Source organism: Stenotrophomonas sp. 93052_Sma (genome assembly GCF_056481145.1).
This window is the reverse complement of record NZ_CM151134.1, coordinates 208,506-229,155: the sequence shown is the minus strand read 5'-3', so window position 1 is coordinate 229,155 and position 20,650 is coordinate 208,506. Positions and strand designations below refer to the sequence as shown.

The window sequence follows — 20,650 nt, the reverse complement described above, 5'->3', positions numbered from 1 at the left end:
GGCCATACTAGAGCATGAGCTTGCGCATCATCATCGCAGACGACCACCCGGTGGTCCGTATCGGTACCCGTGCCGTTATCGAATCGAGCGGGGTGGGCCGCGTGGTCGGCGAAGCCGACAGCGCGCAGGCGCTGATGGCCCTGCTCGGCAGCCAACCCTGTGACCTGCTGGTCACCGACTACTCCATGCCGGGCAGTCCCCAGGCCGACGGCTTCGCCATGATCGGCATGATCCGCCGCCGTTATCCCGACCTGCCGGTGCTGATGCTCAGTGTCTCCAACAACCTGGCGATCCTGCGCATGGTGCTCGACAGCGGCGTGCTCGGCCTGGTCGACAAGAGTTCGTCGATGGACGAACTGCCACAGGCCATCCAGGCGGTCTACCGGGGCCAGCCCTACATCAGCCGCAGCCTGCGCGAGCGGGTCGAGGCCGCTGGCAGCTGGCGCATGCGCGAGGGCGACGGCAAGCCACTGTCGCCACGCGAGGTGGAGGTGCTGCGGCTGCTGGGCACCGGCATGACCGTGAAGGAAATCTCGCTGCAGCTGCACAAGAGCGTCAGCACCATCAGCCGGCAGAAGGGTGACGCCATGCTCAAACTGGGCCTCAAGGGCGACGCCGAGCTGTTCGATTACCTGCGCGACGGCAAGATCTGAGAGCCAGATCACACAAGAAGGGCAGCTGCCATCGCCCTCTTTGACCGGCCGCCGATCTGTGCCAAGATGGTCCGGCATGAGTTCTCAATGCGAGGTCGAAGGAATCGACCGGCTCATGTCCTCGCTCCCGTCCCTGGTGGACGTGGCGCGGTTTCCTGCCGGCCGTCTGGCCCGGCAACGCTGACCATGGAGAGGCGCATGCATCATCCCCCCAAGCTACGTTGGACCCTGCCGTTGCGGCCTCTGCGCGCATTCGCGGCGTGCCTGCTCGTCTCTCTTTCCGCTGCCGCCTGCAGCGCCGCCGATCCGGCCCCCTCGTCCTCCCAGCCCGGCGCCCCTGCGCAGGCTGCCAATGCGCCCCGACAGGATGTTGCCCCGATGCAGACCCCCACCCCCGATGCCGCCGCCACCCCGCCCGACGCGCCGACCGTGATGTATTTCACCTACCAGGTGGACGGCGATGGCGCGACCTCCTATGAGGTCCAGAACGGCAGCGTGGCGACCTTCTGGTTCGGCCACACCTTCACTCTCGATGGCACCACGTACTACACGGGTTTCTCCTGGGATACCCGCGAGCACTACGGCAAGCCGGGCGAGCAGACGCCGGCCGGTCCGGATGACCGCGCCAACCTTGCCGAGGCCACCTTCGTGCTGGCCGGCACCGACGCCAGGAAGCCATGGAAGTTCCGTGGCCAGGAATGGACCATCGGCGCACTGGGCGCGTACGACAAGGCCGACGATGTCGATACCCGGCGCAAGCCGCTTGAACATCGCACGGCCGATGGTCGCCTGCTGCTGGCGGTGCCGACCAGCAGCTTCGACCGCGGCATCAGCAGCACCGGCTATGCGCTGCTGCTGTTCAACCCCAGGCGCAGCGAAGACGACGTGGACAGCAAGGTCTGGCGCTATGTCGGTTCAGTGCGCACGGGTGAGGACAACAGTGCCGCCTGCGACGACGGCAACGTGATGCCCTGCACCGACAGCGATGGCGAACTGGCCTTCGCTGCCGACGGCAACGGCCTGCCGCGACTGACCGTGACCTTCAAGGGCACCACCATCGAAGGCCCCGGCAAGACCCGCGCACTGGGTGCCGGCGACGCCGTGCACTACACCTTCGACAGCGCGACCCAGCAGTACGTCGCGCCCTGATAGCACCCGCCACGCGCGGGTTCCCTGTTGACCGACATGTTCTTGACTCACGGATGAGTCCGGTTGGCGATTCGCGGCACGCGCCGCTCCATCAACCCCGAGGAAAACGTCATGGCACAGCATGACTACAGCAGAAAGGAAGTCCTGGACATCGTCGAGCAGGTCGCCAGGCAGAAGGGCATCCCTGTGGATGACTTCATGCGCTTCGCGCACATCGAGACCGGCGGCACCTTCAACGAGCGCGCCCACAACACCTCATCCGGCGCCAAGGGCCTGTTCCAGTTCGTGCCCGGCTCCGCGCGCCAGTACCACCTGACCGGCCACGAGTTCGACCCCACCCGCAACACCGAAGCGGCCGCGCAGATGTACCAGGACAACCTGGACTCGATGGCGCGCCGCAACGAGCGCACCGGCAACCCGTACCTGTCCGGGGGCAACACGCCCACCGGACTGGACCTGTACCTGGCCCACCAGCAGGGCAGCGCCGGCTACGGCTCGGTGCAGACTGCCATTGCCACCGGCACCTTCGGTGTGGTCCGCAACAGCCACGGCGACGAGATCAACATGCGCCGCAACGTGCTGAACCAGATCGGCTCCGACGCGAAGGCGCTGACCGGCCACACCCTGGCCGAGATGCGCGGGATGAACGACGGCGACCTGGCGCGGACGTTCTCCAGCTATTACATCCACAAGTACGCAGCGATCAGCATTCCGGAAAAGAACATCGAACCGCAGGCGGTAGTACAGGGCCAGGGCCAGACCCCGGCAGCACCTGCGCAGGCCAGCGCAGCCGTGGCGGCGGGTGCAGCCACGCTGGCGGCAACCGCAACGGCAGCTGCCACACCGAAGCCAGGCATTGAACTGCAGGCCGCCTACGAGGCCGGCGTGAAGTACGACGACGTCAAGTACGCCATCAACATTCCGGGCCACGCACTGTACGTACCGGGCAAGACCGGCAAGAACGTGGAGCAGGGTTACATCGACTGTTCCGGCTGGGTCGGCACGCTGCAGAACCGGACCATGGACGAGATCAACCAGAAGGCCGGGCACGCGGTGTTCAGCAAGGCTGATCGCATCGACCTGGGCAACCTCGGTTCCGGTGGGATCGTGCGCAAGGCGTTCGACCAGTCCGGCGTGCTGCTGGACCGCGACGCGATCCTGAAGCCCGATGCGCTGAAGGAAGGCATGATCATCGGCCTGGATACGGCCAGGACCCGCCATGAGCACTGGAACGGCATCGACCACATCGTGATGGTGGTGCGCGACCCCAACACCGACAAGCTGCTGATCAGCCAGTCCACCGGCAGCAAGGGCGTGCACACCATGCCGGTCGAGGACTACCTCAAGCAGGTGAAGGACCACCCGAACTGGAAGCTGTACGCCTCCGATCCGCTGTCCAAGGCGCGCGACCTGCTGGAAAACCGCACCCAGTCGCACGAGCAGACCCAGGGCAAGCCTGCGGCCGAGCACAAGGCCGCTGCCACGCCGCACGCCGAACTGTACAAGCAGGGCGCGCACAGCGAGGGCGTGCGCAAGGTGCAGGAGCAGCTGGGCCACCTGGGCTACGTCGGCGCCGACGGCAAGCCGCTGGTCGAAGATGGCCGCTTCGGCCGCAACACCGACGCGGCAGTGCGCCAGCTGCAGAAGGACAACGGCCTGGTGGTCGACGGCATTGTCGGGGCGAAGACCCTGGAGGCAATCAAGGACGCACGCGAACGGCCGTTGCTGAACGACGAGCGGCACCCGCGCAATCCGTTGTTCATCCAGGCCAGCAAGGGGCTGGAACTGCTGCCGGCCGGGACCTTCAAGGACCGCCACGCGCTGGAAAGCGCTGCTGCGGCTTTGACCAAGGAGGCGCATGCCGCCGGCCTGCAGCGCATCGACTCGGTGGTGCCCAGCCCGAACGGTGAGCGCCTGTTCGCCGTGCAGGGCACCATCGGCGACCCCGCCGCCAGCCGCGTGGCGGTGGAGACCCGTGCCGCCAGCGAGCAGAGCCTGGCACTCAGCAGCGGTGCCGTGCAGGGCGCGCCGAACGTGCTGCATCAGCAGCAGGACGCCCAGCAGGAGCAGGCCCGGCAGGCCCAGAAGGCGATGGGCGTCTAAGCCCGCGGCGCCTTGGGAGAGAAGGGAGGGCCACGTCCGCGTGGCCTTTTCCCTTTCTGCCAGCTGAGCGGCCGAGGCCGCTTTCAGCCTTGCTTCATGCCGCCTGCCGCTAGATGAATGCGCAAGCCGCACGGTGGACCAGGCAATGTTCCGGCAATGTTGGAACGCCAGCGTGGACATCACGGCAGCCGGGGCGCCCCGCGCCCTCCCTGCCCAGCGTGGCATGCACCTCACAGGAGAACGAACATGCTCAGTACTTCCGCACTCAGCTTCCGTGGTCTGGCGATGACCCTGGCCCTGCTGGCCGGCGTCGCCGTGGTCAGCGATGCCAGCGCGATGTCGAGGAAGGACAAGCGCACCCTGGTCGGCGCCGTCGTCGGTGGCGTGGCCGGCAACCTGCTCTCCAACGGTGATCCTGCTGCCACTGTCGGCGGTGCCGTGGCCGGCGGCGCGATCGGCAACCTGACCACCTCCGACCGCCGCGATCGTCGTTACTACGACAATCGCCGTTACGACAACCGCTACGATCGCCGTTACGACCGTGGCTACTACCGCAGCGGCTACTACGACCGCGGTGACGACCGTCGCTGGCAGCGCGAGCGCTACTACGACAACCGCTACTACCACGACCGCGGCCGCCATCGCGGCTGGTAAGCAGCGCGGCATCCCCCATGCCGATGCACGGACGGGCGGGTCGATGACCCGCCCGTTTGCGTTGGCCGCGTGCATGGCGTTGAATGCGCAGCCTTGGATGTGACTTTCCCCACTGGGGCTGCGGCATGACTTCTTCCTCCCACCGCGTGCAGGGCCTCAACAACGACGAGGTTGCTGCCGACTGGCCACCGATCAGCGCGGCGGACATTGCGTGGCTGCGCCGGCGCTACCCTCAGCTGGATGCAGACAGCCACCCGCACTGGCACAGCCCGCGGCCACTCTCGGCCGCTGCCATCGTCAATGGCAGGGACGGCGCGGTGTTCATCAAGCGCCACCACCACAGTGTGCGCAGTGCGGCCTGCCTGGAAGAAGAACACCACTTCATCGCCCATCTCGCTGCCGCCGGCGTACCGGTGGTGCAGTTGCTTGCGGCAGCCGATGGCCGCAGCGCCGTCGAGCACGGCGAATGGACCTTCGAGCTGCATGCGGTTGGCGTCGGCGAGGACCTGTACCGCGACGCCGTGTCGTGGTCGTTGCTGACCGATGTCGCGCAGGCCCGCGAAGCCGGCCGCATGCTGGCCCGGTTGCACCGTGCCGCCGCCAGCTATCACGCGCCACAGCGCAGTACCCATCTGCTAGTCGCGCGCGACGATCTGATCCGCGCCGACGATCCCATCGCCGCGATCAAAGCCGAACTGCCCACACGACCGGGGCTGGCCCGCTATCTCGCGCGCATTCCGTGGGAAGCACAGCTGCAGCGCGACGTGCTGCCTTGGCACACGGGCCTGGCCGAGCGCCTGCGCGACGAGCCACGGCTGTGGGCGCACAACGACTGGCATGTCTCCAACCTGCTGTGGCGCGACGGGCAGGTCAGCACCGTGCTGGATTTCGGCCTGGCTTCGCCCACCAGCGCACTGTTCGACCTCGCCACCGCGATCGAGCGCAACGCAGTGGCGTGGCTGGAACTGCAGCGCGGCATGGAGGCGGTGCGCATCGACATCGCACTGGCGTTGCTCGACGGCTACCGCGAGGTGCTGCCGCTGTCGGCGGCACGCGTGCAGCTGCTGGCCGACCTGCTGCCGATGGTCCATTTCGACTTCGCACTGTCCGAAGTGGAGTACTTCGAAGGCATCACTGGCTCGACCGCGAACGCGGATGTGGCCTGGCAGCCCTTCATGCTGGGGCACCCGGCGTGGTTCCACGGCGCGCCGGGGCAGGCACTGCTGCAGGCGCTGCACGCGGCAGCCTGAAGGGCACCGGCTCGCAAATCCGTACCATTTGTAGTGAAATGGTCACCTGAAGCGGGGGTGCCTGGATCTGCCAGGCTGAGAGAGTCCCTTGGAACCTGATCCGGTTTGCACCGGCGTAGGGAGCTTTGAGCCGCAGCCACACCCCCGTCATGGGCCGGTGCACCTGCGCGCCGTCGCTTCGTCTCCCTTGTTGTCCGAAGACGAACCGAATGAACCGCTGCCTGCGCCCCACCCTGCTCTCCCTCGCCCTCTGCGCCGCCTTGCCGCTGCATGCCAGCGAGGCCGACGCTGCCACCGATGCGGCTGCCACCGGCGCCGAGCGCTCGCCCACCGAACTGGCGGCAGTGCGCGTGCAGGCCGGCAAACCCAAGGCCGATACCTCACGCGTGAACGCCTTCGGTGGTGGGTCCTGGAGGGACACCCCGGCCTCGGTGAACGTGCTCGAGCGCGACTACCTCGACCGCCGCCAGGTGCGTTCGCTGTCCGAGCTGGCCAGCAACGATGCCTCGCTGGGTGATGCGTATGCGCCGGTGGGCTACTACCAGAACGTCGCCATCCGCGGCTTCGCGCTGGATGCCGCCACCAGCTACCGCTTCAACGGCCTGTCCATCGCCGGCGAACAGCGCCTGGCGCTGGAGAACGTGCAGTCGGTTGAGATCCTCAAGGGTGAAGCCGGCCTGGCCGCGGGTGTGATGGCGCCCGGCGGCATCATCAACTACATCGGCAAGCGCCCGGCCGAAGTGCGCACCGCCACGCTCGGTACCGACTCGGAAGGCTCGCGCTACGTCGCCGTCGATGTCGGCCACTGGATCACCCCGCGTTTCGGCCTGCGCCTGAATGCCGCATGGGATTCCAGCAATTCCTACGTCGAGCACGCCGATGGCCGTCGCAACTTCTACTCGCTGGCCGCCGACTGGCTGATTGGCGAACGCGGCAAGCTGGAAGTGGATGCCAACTACCAGACCAGCTCGCAGCGTTCGGTGTCCGGCTACCAGCTGCTGGGCGCGCGTGAGCTGCCGCACGGCGTGGATCGCGAATTCCTGCTCGGCTACCAGCCCTGGCAGCGCCCGGTGGATATCGCCAGCACCAACATCACCGCGTTGCACACCTACGACTTCAACGATGCCTGGCAGTCGCGCGTCTCGGTCGGCCACAGCCGCTCGGTGATCGATGACAACGTCGCCTTCGCCTACGGCTGCTACTACGCCACGCAGTGTGCCGATGGCAGCGTGCCGGGCAACTACTTCGCGCCCAATGGCGACTACGACGTCTACGACTACCGCAGCCCGGACGACACCCGCCGCAACCAGCAGGCCCGTGCCGAGCTGCGCGGCCGCTTCGAGACCGGCAGCGTCGGCCATGAGTTGACCCTCGGTGCCGACTACTTCCGCCGCACGGTAGACAAGCGCCCGAGCGTCAACGAGTACGTCGGCACCAGCAACATCCACGACGCACAGGTGCCGGTGTTCGCGCCGTCGCCGAAGATGCCAGGGCCGTCCGCACGACGCCTGGACAGCCGCCAGACCGCATTCTTCGCGCTGGACCGGATGAGCTTCGGTGATGACTGGCAGTGGCTGGCCGGCGGCCGCTTCGTGCGCCTGGACGAGCGTGCCTACGACAAGCGTGGTACCCCGCAGCGGCACAGCCGCCTGTCGCGTTTCCTGCCGCAGACCGCCGTGGTGTGGAAGGCCACCGACCAGCTCAACGCCTATGCCAGCTACGTGCGCGGCATCTCGCTGGGCCAAGAAGCGCCGTTCTGGACCAGCAACGCCGACACCTTCCTGCCGTCGGTGCAGTCGCGGCAGCTGGAAGTGGGCGTGAAGTACGTGCCGGTCGAGGCGCTGACGCTGGGCGCAGCCATGTTCCGCATTTCGCAGCCGTACCAGTACGCCAGGCCGGACAACAGCGACGTCGGCTACACCTTCGTCGAGGAAGGCAAGCAGACCCACACCGGCCTGGAGTTGACCGCCAATGGCCAGCTGACCGATGCGCTGCAGATCGTGGCCAGCGCCAGCATGCTGCAGGCACGTGCGCGCGACACTGGCACGCCGGCCTATGAAGGCCATCAGCTGGTGAACGTGCCGAAGGTGCGCGCCAGCGTGCACGTGGCCTATGCGCTGCCGTTCGTGCAGGGCCTGGATGTGACCGGCGGCTGGCGCTATGCCGGTGCCAACGTGGCCCGCGCCGACGGTGGCGTGCGCGCACCTGACTACTCGGTGTTCGATGCCGGCCTGCGCTTCCAGCATCGCCTGCACGAACGTGCGGTGACCTGGAACCTGTCGGTGGACAACGTGTTCAACCGCTTCTACTGGCGCGATACCGGTAGCAGCGGCGGTGACTACTACCTGTTCCCCGGCGCACCGCGACAGGCCCGCCTGTCGGTGACGTTCGCGCTGTGAGCGGCGTCATGCTCGAGTGGACCGCCGCGCTGTGCAGCATCCTCGGCGTCTGGCTGATGGCCAAGCGCCGGCTGGTGGCGTGGCCGGTCGGCCTGCTGTCGGTGACGCTGTATGGCCTGGTGTTCGCCGAGGCCAAACTGTACTCCGACACCCTGCTGCAGGTCGCCTTCGGTGGCTTCCTGGTCTACGGCTGGCTCAACTGGCGGCAGCACGCCGCCGACGAGGGCAGCGTCCGCATCGTGCCACTGGCACGCGGCAAGCTGCTGCGCGACCTGGCCATCGGCCTGTGTGGTGGCGTAGCGCTGGGTGCGGCCATGCACACCTTCACCGATGCCGCGCTGCCGTGGCTGGACGCGATGCTGACCGCGCTGAGCCTGGTCGGCCAGTGGTGGCAGGCGCGCCGCCACGTGGCCTGCTGGTGGGTGTGGATCGCGGTGGACGTGGTCTACGTGGGTGCCTACCTGTTCAAGTCGCTGCACGTGACCGCCGCGCTGTACGTGTTCTTCCTCGGCCTGGCCGTGTTCGGCCTGCGCGCATGGAGCGCGGCAGCCCGTGAACCAGAGGCAGCAACGCAGTAGCGCCACGCCATGCGTGGCCGGGGCTTACCGGTAGTCGCCAACCTTGGTTGGCGCACACCTGCCGACCAAGGTCGGCATCTACCCAACACATCCACGCAGGGCCTGAATCTACTGCACCCGCAAGATCAGTAGAGCCACGCCATGCGTGGCCAGGGCTTACCGGTAGTCGCCAACCTTGGTTGGCGCACGCCTGCCGACCAAGGTCGGCATCTACCCGGCGCATCCACGCATGGCCTGAATCTACTGCACCCGCAAGATCAGTAGAGCCACGCCATGCGTGGCCAGGGCTTACCGGTAGTCGCCAACCTTGGTTGGCGCACGCCTGCCGACCAAGGTCGGCATCTACCCGGCGCATCCACGCATGGCCTGAATCTACTGCACCCGCAAGATCAGTAGAGCCACGCCATGCGTGGCTGGGGGCCTACCGGTAGTCGCCAACCTTGGTTGGCGCACACCTGCCGACCAAGGTCGGCATCTACCCAACACATCCACGCAGGGCCTGAATCTACTGCACCCGCAAGATCAGTAGCTCCACGCCATGCGTGGCCGGGGCTTACCGGTAGTCACCAACCTTGGTTGGCGCGCGTGCCGACCAAGGTCGGCATCTACCAGGCGCATCCACGCATGGCGTGGATCTACTGGGTAAGCAGCAGGCCCAGCCGCAGCGGTTGGCGCATGTCGGGCGGCGGTGCCGCCTGCAACGGCGCGGCCTGCAGCGTCGCGCGCAGGTCGGCGTCGACCTGGGCATCGCCCAGGCTGTCGAATTCCAGTTTCGATATGCGGCCATCCGCCGCGATCCATACGCTCACCGGCAGCGGCGTCGGCGTATCCGGGTGTGCCTGCAGCCATTCCAGCACGCGCTGCGCCTGCGGGTTCTGCTCCTGCTGCAGGCGCTGCTGCAGCTGGCCGCCCACGGCGGCGGCATAGGCCATCCAGTGTGCGGGAGCCTCCTGTGCGGAAACGCTGGCACTTCCAAGTGCGAGCGCACCGAACAGCGCGGCCAACAGCCGCCACCAGCGGCGTGCGCCGGTTGTGTTCCTTGCCATCGCCATCGCCCGCTCCTGCGCTCTCATCCAACGGCTGATGGTCGGCGCGGTAGATGACAGGCAGATGGCGGTCGGCACTCCCCGGCGCGATCAATCGCCTAGGTCGGCCAGCACCTTGCGCGAGGGCGCGAAGAAGGTCACGCCGGTGGTGGCGGTGGAGAAATCGAGGATACGGTCATGCAGCGGCGCGGGATTGCCGATGAACATGCGCTCGAGCATCTTCTCGATCACCCACAGGCGGCGCGTGTAGCCAATGAAGTAGGTGCCGTACTCGCCACGGCCCGGGTTGGCGAAGGGCATGTTGTCGCGCAGAATCTCGTGCTCGCCGTCGGCGTCTTCGATGGTGCACAGGGTCTTGTGCGATTTCTGTGCATCGGCCGGCGCATCGTCCAGTTCGATGTTGTCGTGCTTGGTGCGGCCGATGATCGCTTCCTGCGCCTCGGTCTTCTGCGCGCGCCAGGCATCGAGGTTGTGCAGGTACTTCTGCACCACCACGTAGCTGCCGCCGGCATGCTCCGGATCTTCATCGCCCACGATGGTGGCTTCCGGCAACGACAGCCCTTCCGGATTGGCGGTGCCGTCGACGAAGTCGAGCAGGTCACGGCCATCGAAATAACGGAAGCCGGCCACATCATCGACCGTTTCCACCGCATCGCCGAACGCCATCAGCAGGTTGCGCTCGAATGCCACGATCAGGTCCATGGTGCGCGCACGGATGTGGTACAGCAGGTCACCCGGCGTGGACACCGCGGTGTGGGTCGCGCCCTTGATCTCGCGGAACGGCTTCAGTTCACGCGGCGGCGTGGTGCCCACCAACGGCTGCCACACGCGGTGACCAATGGCCACGTTGCAGGTGAAGGTGCGCTCGATTTCACGGATGGCCGTGTTCTTGATCAGGTCATCGGTGCTGGCCAGCACCTCGCGTGCCTTGGCGATCGACGCCTCGTCATCCTTCACTTTCAGCACCAGGAACGCCGCCGAATGGGTCAGTGGCGCGGTGATCTGCTGCGGCTCGTTGTCGAGCGTGTGGTTGAGGGCGGTGATCGGTGCGGGCTGGGAGTTCACGGCGATTCCTGCTGGCTTGAGGCGGGCGCATCGCGTGTGGCGATGTGCGGGCGATCATAGCGGAACCGCCTGACCGGGGACGGAGCGGTTCTCGTTCCGATGCCGGCGCTGCAGCACTATTCCTGCGTCAGCAGGGCTTGCAGGACCAGCGCCGTGCCATCGAAGCCAAGCGTGCAGCAGTGGTATGGGATGCCGCAGCAGGGCGTCAGTGAGCCCGCATAAAAGTGAAGCCCGGCGCGAGGCCGGGCTTCGGTTGGCGTGTGGGAGAGAGAGAGAGAGTCACACGCCAGCACAACACGCACTAACGACAGGCGTTTGTTACCAGGTGAAGCGCGGGCCCACGAACCACTCGCGGTCGCCGGCCTTGGCCAGCTTCACTTCGCCACTCAGGCCCCAGTTCTGGTTGAACTTGGCGGTGGCGCCGACGCGGCCGTAGAACTCGCCGTCCGGGTTGTAGCCGTGCTTCTTGCTGAAATCTTCGTAGCCGGCCATCACGTAGCCTTCCACGTACGGGTTGAACGCGGTGCGCACGCCCACTTCGGTGGAGTAGCCGTTGAAGTCCAGGCCGCGCTTCTCGTCGTACTTCTGGTACGCAACACGGGCCACCAGGTCGGTGTTCGGTGCGATGCCGTAGTTGTAGCCGACACCCAGGCGCCACTGGTCGACGTCATTCTTGAACTTGTCGGTTTCCTGGGCGCTGTAGTCGCCAAAGACGTGGAAGTTCGGGTGCACCGCAACGGAACCCTTCACCTTCCAGCCATCGGCGTCGCCGCCCTTGGCATCGGTGTTCACGTAGCCGCCTTCAACGTAGTTGTACGACAGGCCATCGGTTGCCGATGCAGCGAACGGCAGAGCAGCCAGAAGACCCAGGGCAAGCAGCGAATTCTTGTTCATCGGGACACACCTTTAATTATTTTGGTTTCGTCGACCGCCTCCCGGGAGGGGGGAGAGAGGAGGCGGTCGACAGGTGTGAATTATCCGTTAGGGGGTCTAATCAACCCTGAATATTGAACTGACTGGTGTATAAATAAGGCTGGCGTTCAGGGAACTCCGCATGGCATTTAGCCACGTGCCCATAGTTGGGCACTTGAACGCCAACTATGGGAACACATCGGCGTCCCAACTATGGGAACACTCTCGGGCACCGACTAGGGGTACGCCCCGAGTAGCCTGGGCGAGCGGCACTGAGACCAAGAAGATCTAGGCGTGAATAGCCCTGAGGCTCACTCAGACCTTCCGCTCAGATCGCCGGCAAGGCCGCCGACGCGCAGCGAGCCAGCAGGCCCACCCGACAAAGAAGACGGCAAAAGAAGCGATAAACAAGCCGACGATCAGGATATCTCGATCAATTGCGTTCATGTCCTCGCCACCGTTTGAGGTGATTTTCTTGACTATCTGATGATATCGAAATTGGTTTGGCTCTGCGAACGACCTCAAGCACATCGGCCCATTGCTTTTGAGAGATGGCGGCGATGCAGACGAATCCGTCAACCAAATCAATCAATGTGCTGCCCTCAACACTGCGCAGCATGCAAGGATCTCTCTTCGTCTGCCCGATAGAGCGCCGCCAACTAGAATCTGGCAATCGTGGTGGAACATTGGACACAATTCTAGCCAGCTACCCCTGCTGCGCAGTTGTCCTACTCCGTCAGACTGAAGGGAGCGCATCTTCTCTCCAGCTCCTAGGTCACTCCAATTCCATTCCGCCTCCTGCTACGGTAGCGGGTACGGAGAATTCGCCGAACGAAATCGGCTGAGCATTGACTTCGTCGCAAATGGAAATGAAAAATTTCTAGGGGGGATACATGCATATAAAGAAGATCACGCTACATCGCTTTAAGCAGTTTCGGGACACAGAGATAGAGATTGATCAAGGCCTTTCGCTTGTTGTTGGAGGAAACAACTCCGGCAAGTCCTCGATTCTGCAAGCTCTCGCTATCTGGCAGTTCTGCAAGACTATGCTAGAGATCGAGAAAGGGCGATCCAGCTGGCTGCAAACCAAGAACAAAACTGGCCTGGGCATGGGTATTGCGGATTTCACGCCGATGCAAATTCCATCGCTCAGCCATCTCTGGACCAATCTGAAGACTAGCAAGGACGACGAGCCCGACGGCTATACACTGAAGATTGGCGTCTATTGGGACCTGCCCGACAAACAGGAGCGGCACTTGGAGATAGGTCTGTCACAGGCCAATGATCGTCTCTTTGTGCGAACCACTTCAACGAATCTGGTAGCTGCTGAGATCGTCAACGCAAAGGGCGAGCCGATCGATGGCAACGTCCCGCGAGTGGGATATCTACCGCCATTCGCTGGCATCACTGATCGTGAAGGCAGACTGACTCCTGCCATGAGAGAACGTCTGATAGGCCAAGGCCTATCGGGTGGAGTCATTCGCAACGTCCTATTCGATCTGCACGAACACAACAGGAGGGAACGTGAACGCCTGCGTGGAAACAGCAGAAAGTTGAAGGATTCCTCGCTGAAATGGCTGCGCTCGAACGACCCTTGGGAGATCCTGCTACGCACGATGCAGTCCATCTTTGCCACTGATTTGAGGGTCGTTCCTTTCAACGAGAGATTTCACAGCTACCTTCGTGTAGAGAGCGCCAAGGGTGAACTGAAGGGTGACACATTCAAGCGACACCCCAAATACACTCCAAGAGACCTTATGGTGGAGGGAAGTGGCTTCCTCCAATGGCTGAGCGTGTACGCCCTCGCACTCTCACCCGATGTCGACGTCGTTCTTCTCGATGAGCCGGATGCACATCTGAACGCGACCCTGCAGAGGGAGCTGCTTATGTCCCTCGGGCACGTTGCAAGCCTCCGCAACAAGCAAGTACTGATGGCCACACACTCTCCTGAACTGATTCGCTTTTACGATCATGGGAAAATTCTGGCTGTCGCAGAAAGAAAGGCAAAGTACCTCCAAGAGGAAGTGGGCAAAGTCAAGGTTCTTGGCGGGATTGGGACGATCCAGACCCCTACCCTGCACTCCTTGATGGAGCACAGACGTATGCTGATCTTGGAAGCCGAGAGCGATTGGCGCTTCCTCCAGCTAATCGCTAAACAAGCAAACTTTGCGTGGCCCAAGAACGTTGTCCCTTGGTACTGGACGGGATCTGCCGGCGAGAGGCAGCAACTCTACCTCCAGCTGTTGGCGGAGATTCCTGGTCTTCGGGCAATCAGCATTCGGGATCGCGACGATGAGCCACATGCGACGGTCGGTAATGATCTTATCGACAAGTCTTTCACTTCCAAACAACCCCATTTCAAAGCCATGAAATGGCGGCGTAGGCACATTGAGAACCATCTCCTCTGCACGAGCGCCATAGCTCGCGCAGCTGGATCACCTCAAGGCGATGTCACCGCCTTCTTCGCCGAGCACGCTCTTGTTATCCCTGCTGATCCAACAGCTAGCGATATCGCACTACCAATCCGTGATGCGCATGGGAAAGAAATATTCATAAGCGGAAACTCCGTTCTTAAAAAATTCCGCGTAAGCAGAGAAGACGTCGCCAGGAATCTAACCTATGGAGAGGTACCCCAAGATATGCATACCTTCTTTGCCGAATTGAGTCAGCTTGCACAGCCCTGAATCCACGCGTCAGCTCAACGTATGCATATAGGTTAGAAGGGGAAGGATGGTCCGGCCCCTCACAATCCGGACCATCCTTTGCAGCCTACTACTTCTTCTTGGCTGCAGACTGCGCCTGAGCGTCGCACCTGTCCTTCAGCGCCTTGGTCTGAGGATCGGCAAGATCCACCTTGAACTTCGTCCGGTCAGCCAGCTGTTCACACGTTGACCTGCCCCCTTTCTCAGGGCCACTAGCTACTTAGTAGAGTCCAGGTTGGGGAGCATACCGCTCCGGTGGGTCAGGTTTCGATCAGCGGTCGAACCAGTCAAGGCACCTTCGTTGCGCAGCGCGGCGGCGAACTCGGCAGGCGTGCATTTGGGCAGTGAGCTGTGCGGACGCACCTCGTTGTAGTCCTTGCGCCAGATGGCGATTACCGCCCGTGCGTGCTCGAGCGAGATAAACCAGTTTTCGTTCAAGCATTCGTCCCGGAACTTGCCGTTGAAGCTCTCCACATAGGCGTTCTGCGTGGGTTTCCCTGGCTGGGTCAGCACAAGCGTCACGCCGTTGGCGGTCGCCCACTGGTCCAGCGCCCGGCCGGTAAACTCGGGTCCCTGGTCGGTCCTGATCGCCGCGGGGTAGCCGCGGAAACGGCATACCGCATCCAGGATGTCGGCCACGTTCTGGCCATTTATCCTCCGGCCGACGGCGATTTCCACCGCTTCCTTGGTGCAATCGTCCACCACCGTCAGGCACTTGATCGGGCGCCCGTTGGCCAGGGCGTCGAAGACGAAGTCCATCGACCAGGTGTGGTTGGGCCCCGACGGCAGCTGCAGCGGACGGCGCTCGACGGCCACGCGATCGCGCTTGCGGCGCTTGCGCACCGCCAGGCCAGCGTTGCGGTACAGCCGGTAGATTCGCTTGTGGTTGGCGATCCAGCCCTCCCGTTCCAGCAGGATGTGCAGCCGTCGGTAGCCGAACCGGCGACGTTCGCCCGCCAACGCAACGAGCCTGGCCTGCAACGGCGCGTTCGCCATGCGCGGCTGGTAGTGCAACACGCTGCGTGACAAGCCCAGTGCCCGGCAGGCCCGCCGCTCCGACAGGCCCAGCTTCGCCCGCACGTCCGCGACGGCAGCCCGTCGCGTCGGCGGGCTCAGTATTTTCCCCGCGCCACGATCCTCAGCGCTTCGTTGTCCAACATCGACTCGGCCAACAGCTTTTTGAGCCGCGCGTTCTCCGCTTCCAGTGCCTTCAGGCGCTTGGCGTCGGGCACATCCATGCCGCCGAACTTGCGCCGCCACAGGTAGAACGACGCGTCACTGAAGCCGTGCTTGCGGCAAAGCTCCTTGACCGGCGTGCCGGCGGCCGCCTGCTTCAGGAAGCCGATGATCTGCTCTTCGGTGTATCGCTTCTTCATGTCCGTCCTCTTGTGAGACGGACTCTACTAAGATCAGGTTGGCCCGGAAAACGGGGGGCAGGTCAACGTAGCAGGCTTTGCCTTAGGCGCCTCCTTCACTTCCGACTCGGCATGAAGCGCCGGATCATGTGCGAAGGCCGATGCGGACGCTGCAATGGAAGCGAAAAGGACGCTGATGAGGGCAAAACGATTCTTCATGTTGCTTCTCCTAGGTTGATTTCGGCGTTATGCCGGGTGTCACGGCTGGTAGAGGTCGGCTTGGTAGCCGGTAATTTGCACCTCGATGATCACGGGGGTGCTGCCGCGGTTCTGCCAGTACCACCCATGGGTACCTTCAAAGGGAGCAATGAACGTTCCCTCAGCCTGACGCTGGGCGCCTTCAACGGCGTAGCTGGTCCAGGGGCCCTTCACGTCGGGACGCTCGCCGTGCATGTCCACGGCAACATCAGACGTGGCCTTCCAGCTGAAAACCATCCCAGCGCCCTGAGCCATATGGGCCTTCACCTCCTGGCCCTTACCAGGGGCAAGCTCGATCGTCAGTGAGTCCTGCCGTAAAGGAGTGCTGGCGAGAGAGACAGCGGCGGGTTCGAAGGTCTGCTTGCCATTGCTCCCGAAGGCAACCTTGGCCTTCTCGAACAGCGCCGAGACGGCTTCGGCGCTGCCAGCAGATGCCGGAACTGGGGGAGCTACGGCCTCTACCTGGTCAGTGGAGGCTAGGGCGTCCAGACCCAGAACCTTGCCTACGCCCGTAGGGTCGATTCCGTACTCCGCGGGAAGCACGGTGGTGAGCAGAATCACCCCTGCAACGGCAGCGGCCAGGGCGGTGGATTTCAGCAGCTTGCGAGTGCTGGGCAGCTGATTGGAAAGCGTGATGGACATGAGTACCTCTGTAGATTCAGGAAACGAAGTAGCCGGTGAGCTGCATGCCAACAAGCACGAAGCCGGCGCACATAAGGGCGGTGTTGATGCTGTACGCCTGTCGATGGAATGACGGCAAGCGGCGCCAGAAGCCCATCACGATCAAGATGCCTGCGAGCGCGAGCAGCTGTCCGATCTCGACCCCCACGTTGAAGGCGAGCATGTTTGGGACAAGCCCGTCAGGTGAGAGCGAGAAATCCTGCAGCTTTGTCGCTAGACCAAAGCCATGGAAGAAGCCAAAGATCAGCACGGCGGCTTTGGTGTTGGGCTGTACCCCAAACCAGCGCTTGAACGCGCCCATGTTGTCCAGCGCCTTGTAGACAACCGACAGGCCAATGATTGCGTCGACCAGGTACGCATTCACATGCAATCCGCCCAGGACACCTAGCAACAAGGTGGTGCTGTGGCCGATCGCGAACAACGTCACGTAGATGCTGACATCACGCATCCGGTACAAGAAGAAGATCACCCCGAACAGAAACAGGAGGTGGTCGTATCCAGTCACCATGTGCTTGGCGCCGAGGTACGTGAACGCGATGAGCTGCAGGCCGGTACTGTCTTCCAGGAAGGCCTGGTCGCCTTCACTGACGCCATGCGCCCAAGCAACGCAAGGCAGAAGGATGGCTGCAAGCAGGTAGAGCCACGCTTGGGTTCGTTTGGAAATGGTCAACTGCATGTTCCTGGGAGGGGTTGAGATGGACGGGTTCACGCTGCGTCCTCCTTCCGCTCATCCCCTTCGCGGTGGATGAGGCGATAGAGCGCCGGCAACACCAGCAAGGTCAGCAGCGTGGAGGAGATGATTCCGCCGATAACGACCGTCGCCAGCGGGCGCTGAACTTCCGCGCCAGCCCCAACGTTTAGGGCCATTGGCAGGAAGCCCAGGCTGGCAACCAGGGCCGTCATCAGCACGGGGCGCAGCCGGGTCAGTGCACCTTCGGTTACCGCTTGGTGCAGGGGAGTGCCCTGTTCCCTAAGGCTCTTGATGAAGCTGATCATGACCAGGCCGTTGAGCACGGCGACGCCCGACAGCGCGATGAACCCCACGCCTGCAGAAATGGACAGGGGTATGTCACGCATCCACAGAGCCACCACGCCACCGGTCAACGCAAGTGGAACGCCGCTGAACACGATGGCAGCATCCTTGCCCGAGCCGAACGCCATGAAGAGCAAGCCGAAGATCATCACCAGGACGACCGGCACGACCACGGACAGCCGCTTGCTGGCAGAGATGAGCTGCTCGAAGGTACCGCCATACTCAATCCAGTAGCCTTCCGGCAACTGCACCTCCTGACCAACCTTCTCTCGCAGCTCCTCTACGAACGAACCAAGGTCGCGACCACGTACATTGCTGGTGATGACGACGCGACGCTTGCCGTTCTCGCGACTGACCTGGTTTGGGCCTGGCGCAACTTCAACTTTAGCCAGCTGCCCCAGCGGAACGAACGCTCTCTGTTCGCCGGAACTGGCCCCGAGGGCGACGGCTACCGGTAGCGATGCGAGCGTCCGGGTGTCCTGACGCAGGTTCTCGGGCAGACGAACGACGATGTCGAAGCGACGATCACCCTCAAAGACCTGACCGACCGCCTCACCGCCCAGCGCAACAGAGATGGTCTTCTGGACCTCGTCGATCGAAACGCCATAGCGGGCCAAAGCATCCAGGTCAGGCGTGATGGTCATAAGAGGCAGACCACTGATCTGCTCTAACTTCACGTCTGCGGCGCCTGGGATGGAACCTGCGGCGTCCTCGATCTGGCTGCCGATCTGCGCCAGCTGATCCAGGTCGTCACCGTACAACTTCACCGCCACCTCGGCGCGTACACCGGCAATCAGCTCGTTCATGCGCATCTGCACGGGCTGGGTGAACTCGTAGTTGTTGCCGGGAATTGCTCGGACAGCCTTCTCCAGCTCAGCAATGAGCTGCGCCTTTGGCTTGCGGGGATCAGGCCATTGGTCGCGATCCTTGAGCATGATGAAGGTGTCTGCGACCGACGGTGGCATGGGGTCGGTCGCTACCTCTGCTGTGCCGATCTTTGCGACAACCTCATCGACCTCGGGGAACTTCTTGATGGTCGCTTCAAGCTGGCGCTGCATGCCGATGGCTTGCGTCAGACTAGTGCCGGGAATGCGCAGCGCGTGAAGCGCAATATCACCTTCGTCCAGATTCGGAATGAACTCAGTGCCCATGCGACTGGCCAGAAGACCCGCCAGTACGGTGAGAACGGCTGCACCACCCACAACCAGTTTGCGAGCACTGACTGCCCGTTCCAGCATCGGGCCATACAGCTTGGTCACGCCCCGCATAGCCTTGGTTTCCTTCTCCGAGACCTTGCCCGTGACAAACTGAGCAACCGCAGCGGGAACGAACGTGAGGGACAATGCCATCGCACCAGTCAGCGCGATAACGACGGTCAGGGCCATCGGGTGGAACATCTTTCCTTCCACGCCGGAGAGCGCAAAGATCGGGATGTAGACGGCGGCAATGATGAACAAGCCGAACAAGCTGGGCTTGATCACCTCGGCACTGGCGCTGGCGGCCAAAGCAAAGCGCTCATCCCGGGTCAACAGACGCCCCAGGGCGTGCTGACGCTCGCCGAAGCGGCGCAGACAGTTCTCAACAATGATGACCGCGCCGTCGACGATCAGACCGAAGTCCAGCGCACCCAAGCTCATCAGATTTGCTGAGACACGGTTCTGGACCATGCCGGAGATGGTCAGCAGCATGGTCAAAGGAATGACCGCGGCCGTGATCAGTGCGGCGCGAAGATTTCCGAGCAGAAGGAACAGCACCGCAATGACCAGCAGGGCACCTTCCAGCAGGTTCTTCTTGACGGTTTCAATGGTGCGGTCGACCAGCTCCGTACGGTCATAGACCGCATGCGCGCGGACACCTTCTGGAAGCGTCTCGTCGATCTCCTTCAGCTTGGCAGCGGTTCGCTGAGCGACTTCGCGGCTGTTCTCACCAATGAGCATGAATGCAGTACCAAGTACCACTTCCTTGCCATCTTTGGTCGCTGCCCCCGTTCGAAGTTCGGTGCCCTCGTGAACGTCTGCGAGGTCACCGACGCGAAGCGGCAGCCCCTCGCGATTGGCGACCACGATCTTGCGCAGGCCGTCCATGTCCGCCACTTGGCCAGGAACGCGTACAAGGTACTGTTCACCACTCTTTTCAATGTAGCCGGCACCCACGTTCGCATTGCTGCGCGCCACGGCCTCCATCACATCCTGCATGGTCAGCTCGTACGCCTGAAGCTTGCGCGGGTCAGGCGTGATGTGGAACTGCCGCACATAGCCACCGACGGTGTTGACCTCTGTCACACCTTTCAGATGTCGCATCTGGGGGCGTACCACCCAATCCTGGAGGGTACGAAGCGCCATCGGCGTCCAGGTCTCTTCAGCACCCTTCTCGGCTTCCACGGTGTACATGAAGATCTCACCGAGACCGGTGGCGACCGGGCCCAGCGTTGGCTTCAGCCCAGTTGGGAGCTGGGATGCGGCTTGCTGCAAGCGCTCGGCCACCTGCTGCCGCGCGAAGTAGATGTCGGTACCGTCTTCGAATACAACGGTGACCTGGGAGAGACCATAACGCGAGATGGACCGCGTGTACTCCAGCTTGGCCAAGCCGGCCAAGGCTGTCTCGACGGGGAACGTTACCCGCTGCTCTGCCTCCAGTGGAGAGTAGCCTGGTGCTTCGGTGTTGATCTGGACCTGGACATTGGTGATGTCAGGGACGGCGTCGATTGGCAGCTTGCTGTAGTTCCAGATGCCCAAGCCTGACAGCGCCAGGACCAGAAGCAGCACAAGCCATCTATGCGCGATGGACGCGCGAATGATTCGCTCTAGCATGA

16 protein-coding genes and 1 riboswitch are annotated in these 20,650 nt (G+C 63.3%); of the genes, 8 read left to right on the top strand and 8 right to left on the bottom strand.

The window, feature by feature from the left end; genetic code table 11:
- Nucleotides 1-14: 14 nt before the first annotated feature.
- From ACZK2V_RS01010 to pnuC, 7 genes are all read left to right on the top strand, one after another.
- Nucleotides 15-653, top strand: a complete 639-nt coding sequence (locus ACZK2V_RS01010) for a response regulator (protein ID WP_049421098.1) — start codon at nt 15-17, stop codon at nt 651-653.
- 378 nt (nt 654-1,031) lie between these two features.
- Nucleotides 1,032-1,802, top strand: coding sequence for a hypothetical protein (locus ACZK2V_RS01005; protein WP_049398613.1), 771 nt, complete (start codon nt 1,032-1,034; stop codon nt 1,800-1,802).
- Between the two features lie 111 nt (nt 1,803-1,913).
- Nucleotides 1,914-3,905, top strand: a complete 1,992-nt coding sequence (locus ACZK2V_RS01000; protein ID WP_486322904.1) for an XVIPCD domain-containing protein — start codon at nt 1,914-1,916, stop codon at nt 3,903-3,905.
- A 246-nt stretch (nt 3,906-4,151) separates the two neighbouring features.
- Entirely contained in the window at nt 4,152-4,559 is a 408-nt protein-coding gene (locus tag ACZK2V_RS00995; RefSeq protein WP_189720358.1) for a glycine zipper 2TM domain-containing protein, read from the top strand.
- Between the two features lie 125 nt (nt 4,560-4,684).
- The gene (locus ACZK2V_RS00990) at nt 4,685-5,809 is read left to right on the top strand and encodes a phosphotransferase enzyme family protein (RefSeq protein ID WP_201117826.1); all 1,125 of its coding nucleotides are present in this window, start codon (nt 4,685-4,687) and stop codon (nt 5,807-5,809) included.
- 43 nt (nt 5,810-5,852) lie between these two features.
- Nucleotides 5,853-5,948: riboswitch (TPP riboswitch) on the top strand.
- A 70-nt stretch (nt 5,949-6,018) separates the two neighbouring features.
- Nucleotides 6,019-8,208 (top strand): TonB-dependent receptor, encoded by a 2,190-nt coding sequence (locus tag ACZK2V_RS00985; RefSeq protein WP_049421096.1) that lies wholly within the window; start codon nt 6,019-6,021, stop codon nt 8,206-8,208.
- An 8-nt stretch (nt 8,209-8,216) separates the two neighbouring features.
- Nucleotides 8,217-8,786 (top strand): nicotinamide riboside transporter PnuC, encoded by a 570-nt coding sequence (pnuC, locus tag ACZK2V_RS00980; RefSeq protein ID WP_201117824.1) that lies wholly within the window; start codon nt 8,217-8,219, stop codon nt 8,784-8,786.
- A gap of 635 nt (nt 8,787-9,421) precedes the next feature.
- On the opposite strand, the gene ACZK2V_RS00975 is transcribed toward pnuC, so the two are convergent.
- The 4 genes from ACZK2V_RS00975 to ACZK2V_RS00960 form a co-directional block, all read right to left on the bottom strand.
- Nucleotides 9,422-9,838, bottom strand: coding sequence for a hypothetical protein (locus ACZK2V_RS00975; protein ID WP_486322903.1), 417 nt, complete (start codon nt 9,836-9,838; stop codon nt 9,422-9,424).
- A gap of 84 nt (nt 9,839-9,922) precedes the next feature.
- Nucleotides 9,923-10,897 carry a Dyp-type peroxidase gene (locus tag ACZK2V_RS00970; protein WP_049423112.1) on the bottom strand — a complete coding sequence of 325 codons (975 nt, stop codon included), beginning with the start codon at nt 10,895-10,897 and terminating at the stop codon, nt 9,923-9,925.
- Nucleotides 10,898-11,215: 318 nt separating this feature from the next.
- Nucleotides 11,216-11,791: an OmpO family porin gene (locus tag ACZK2V_RS00965; RefSeq protein WP_004134798.1), complete on the bottom strand. Its 576-nt coding sequence runs from the start codon at nt 11,789-11,791 to the stop codon at nt 11,216-11,218.
- 451 nt (nt 11,792-12,242) lie between these two features.
- Complete coding sequence (locus ACZK2V_RS00960) at nt 12,243-12,428, bottom strand: hypothetical protein (protein WP_130768359.1); 186 nt, start codon at nt 12,426-12,428, stop codon at nt 12,243-12,245.
- 274 nt (nt 12,429-12,702) lie between these two features.
- Here ACZK2V_RS00960 and ACZK2V_RS00955 point away from each other — a divergent pair, with 274 nt between their 5' ends.
- On the top strand, nt 12,703-14,493 hold the full coding sequence (locus tag ACZK2V_RS00955) for an ATP-dependent nuclease (RefSeq protein ID WP_014645525.1): 1,791 nt from the start codon (nt 12,703-12,705) through the stop codon (nt 14,491-14,493).
- A gap of 234 nt (nt 14,494-14,727) precedes the next feature.
- On the opposite strand, the gene ACZK2V_RS00950 is transcribed toward ACZK2V_RS00955, so the two are convergent.
- The 4 genes from ACZK2V_RS00950 to ACZK2V_RS00935 form a co-directional block, all read right to left on the bottom strand.
- Nucleotides 14,728-15,887, bottom strand: a protein-coding gene (locus ACZK2V_RS00950) for an IS3-like element ISPa39 family transposase (RefSeq protein ID WP_086009122.1) whose coding sequence is annotated in 2 segments (ribosomal slippage) — nt 14,728-15,629 and nt 15,629-15,887 — 1,161 coding nt in all. Because the reading frame shifts where the segments join, the coding sequence is not laid out codon by codon here.
- A 237-nt stretch (nt 15,888-16,124) separates the two neighbouring features.
- Nucleotides 16,125-16,766: a hypothetical protein gene (locus ACZK2V_RS00945; protein ID WP_033835097.1), complete on the bottom strand. Its 642-nt coding sequence runs from the start codon at nt 16,764-16,766 to the stop codon at nt 16,125-16,127.
- A 16-nt stretch (nt 16,767-16,782) separates the two neighbouring features.
- Nucleotides 16,783-17,481, bottom strand: coding sequence for a HupE/UreJ family protein (locus tag ACZK2V_RS00940; RefSeq protein ID WP_008264906.1), 699 nt, complete (start codon nt 17,479-17,481; stop codon nt 16,783-16,785).
- 29 nt (nt 17,482-17,510) lie between these two features.
- Nucleotides 17,511-20,648, bottom strand: coding sequence for an efflux RND transporter permease subunit (locus tag ACZK2V_RS00935; RefSeq protein WP_014645523.1), 3,138 nt, complete (start codon nt 20,646-20,648; stop codon nt 17,511-17,513).
- Nucleotides 20,649-20,650 lie beyond the last annotated feature (2 nt).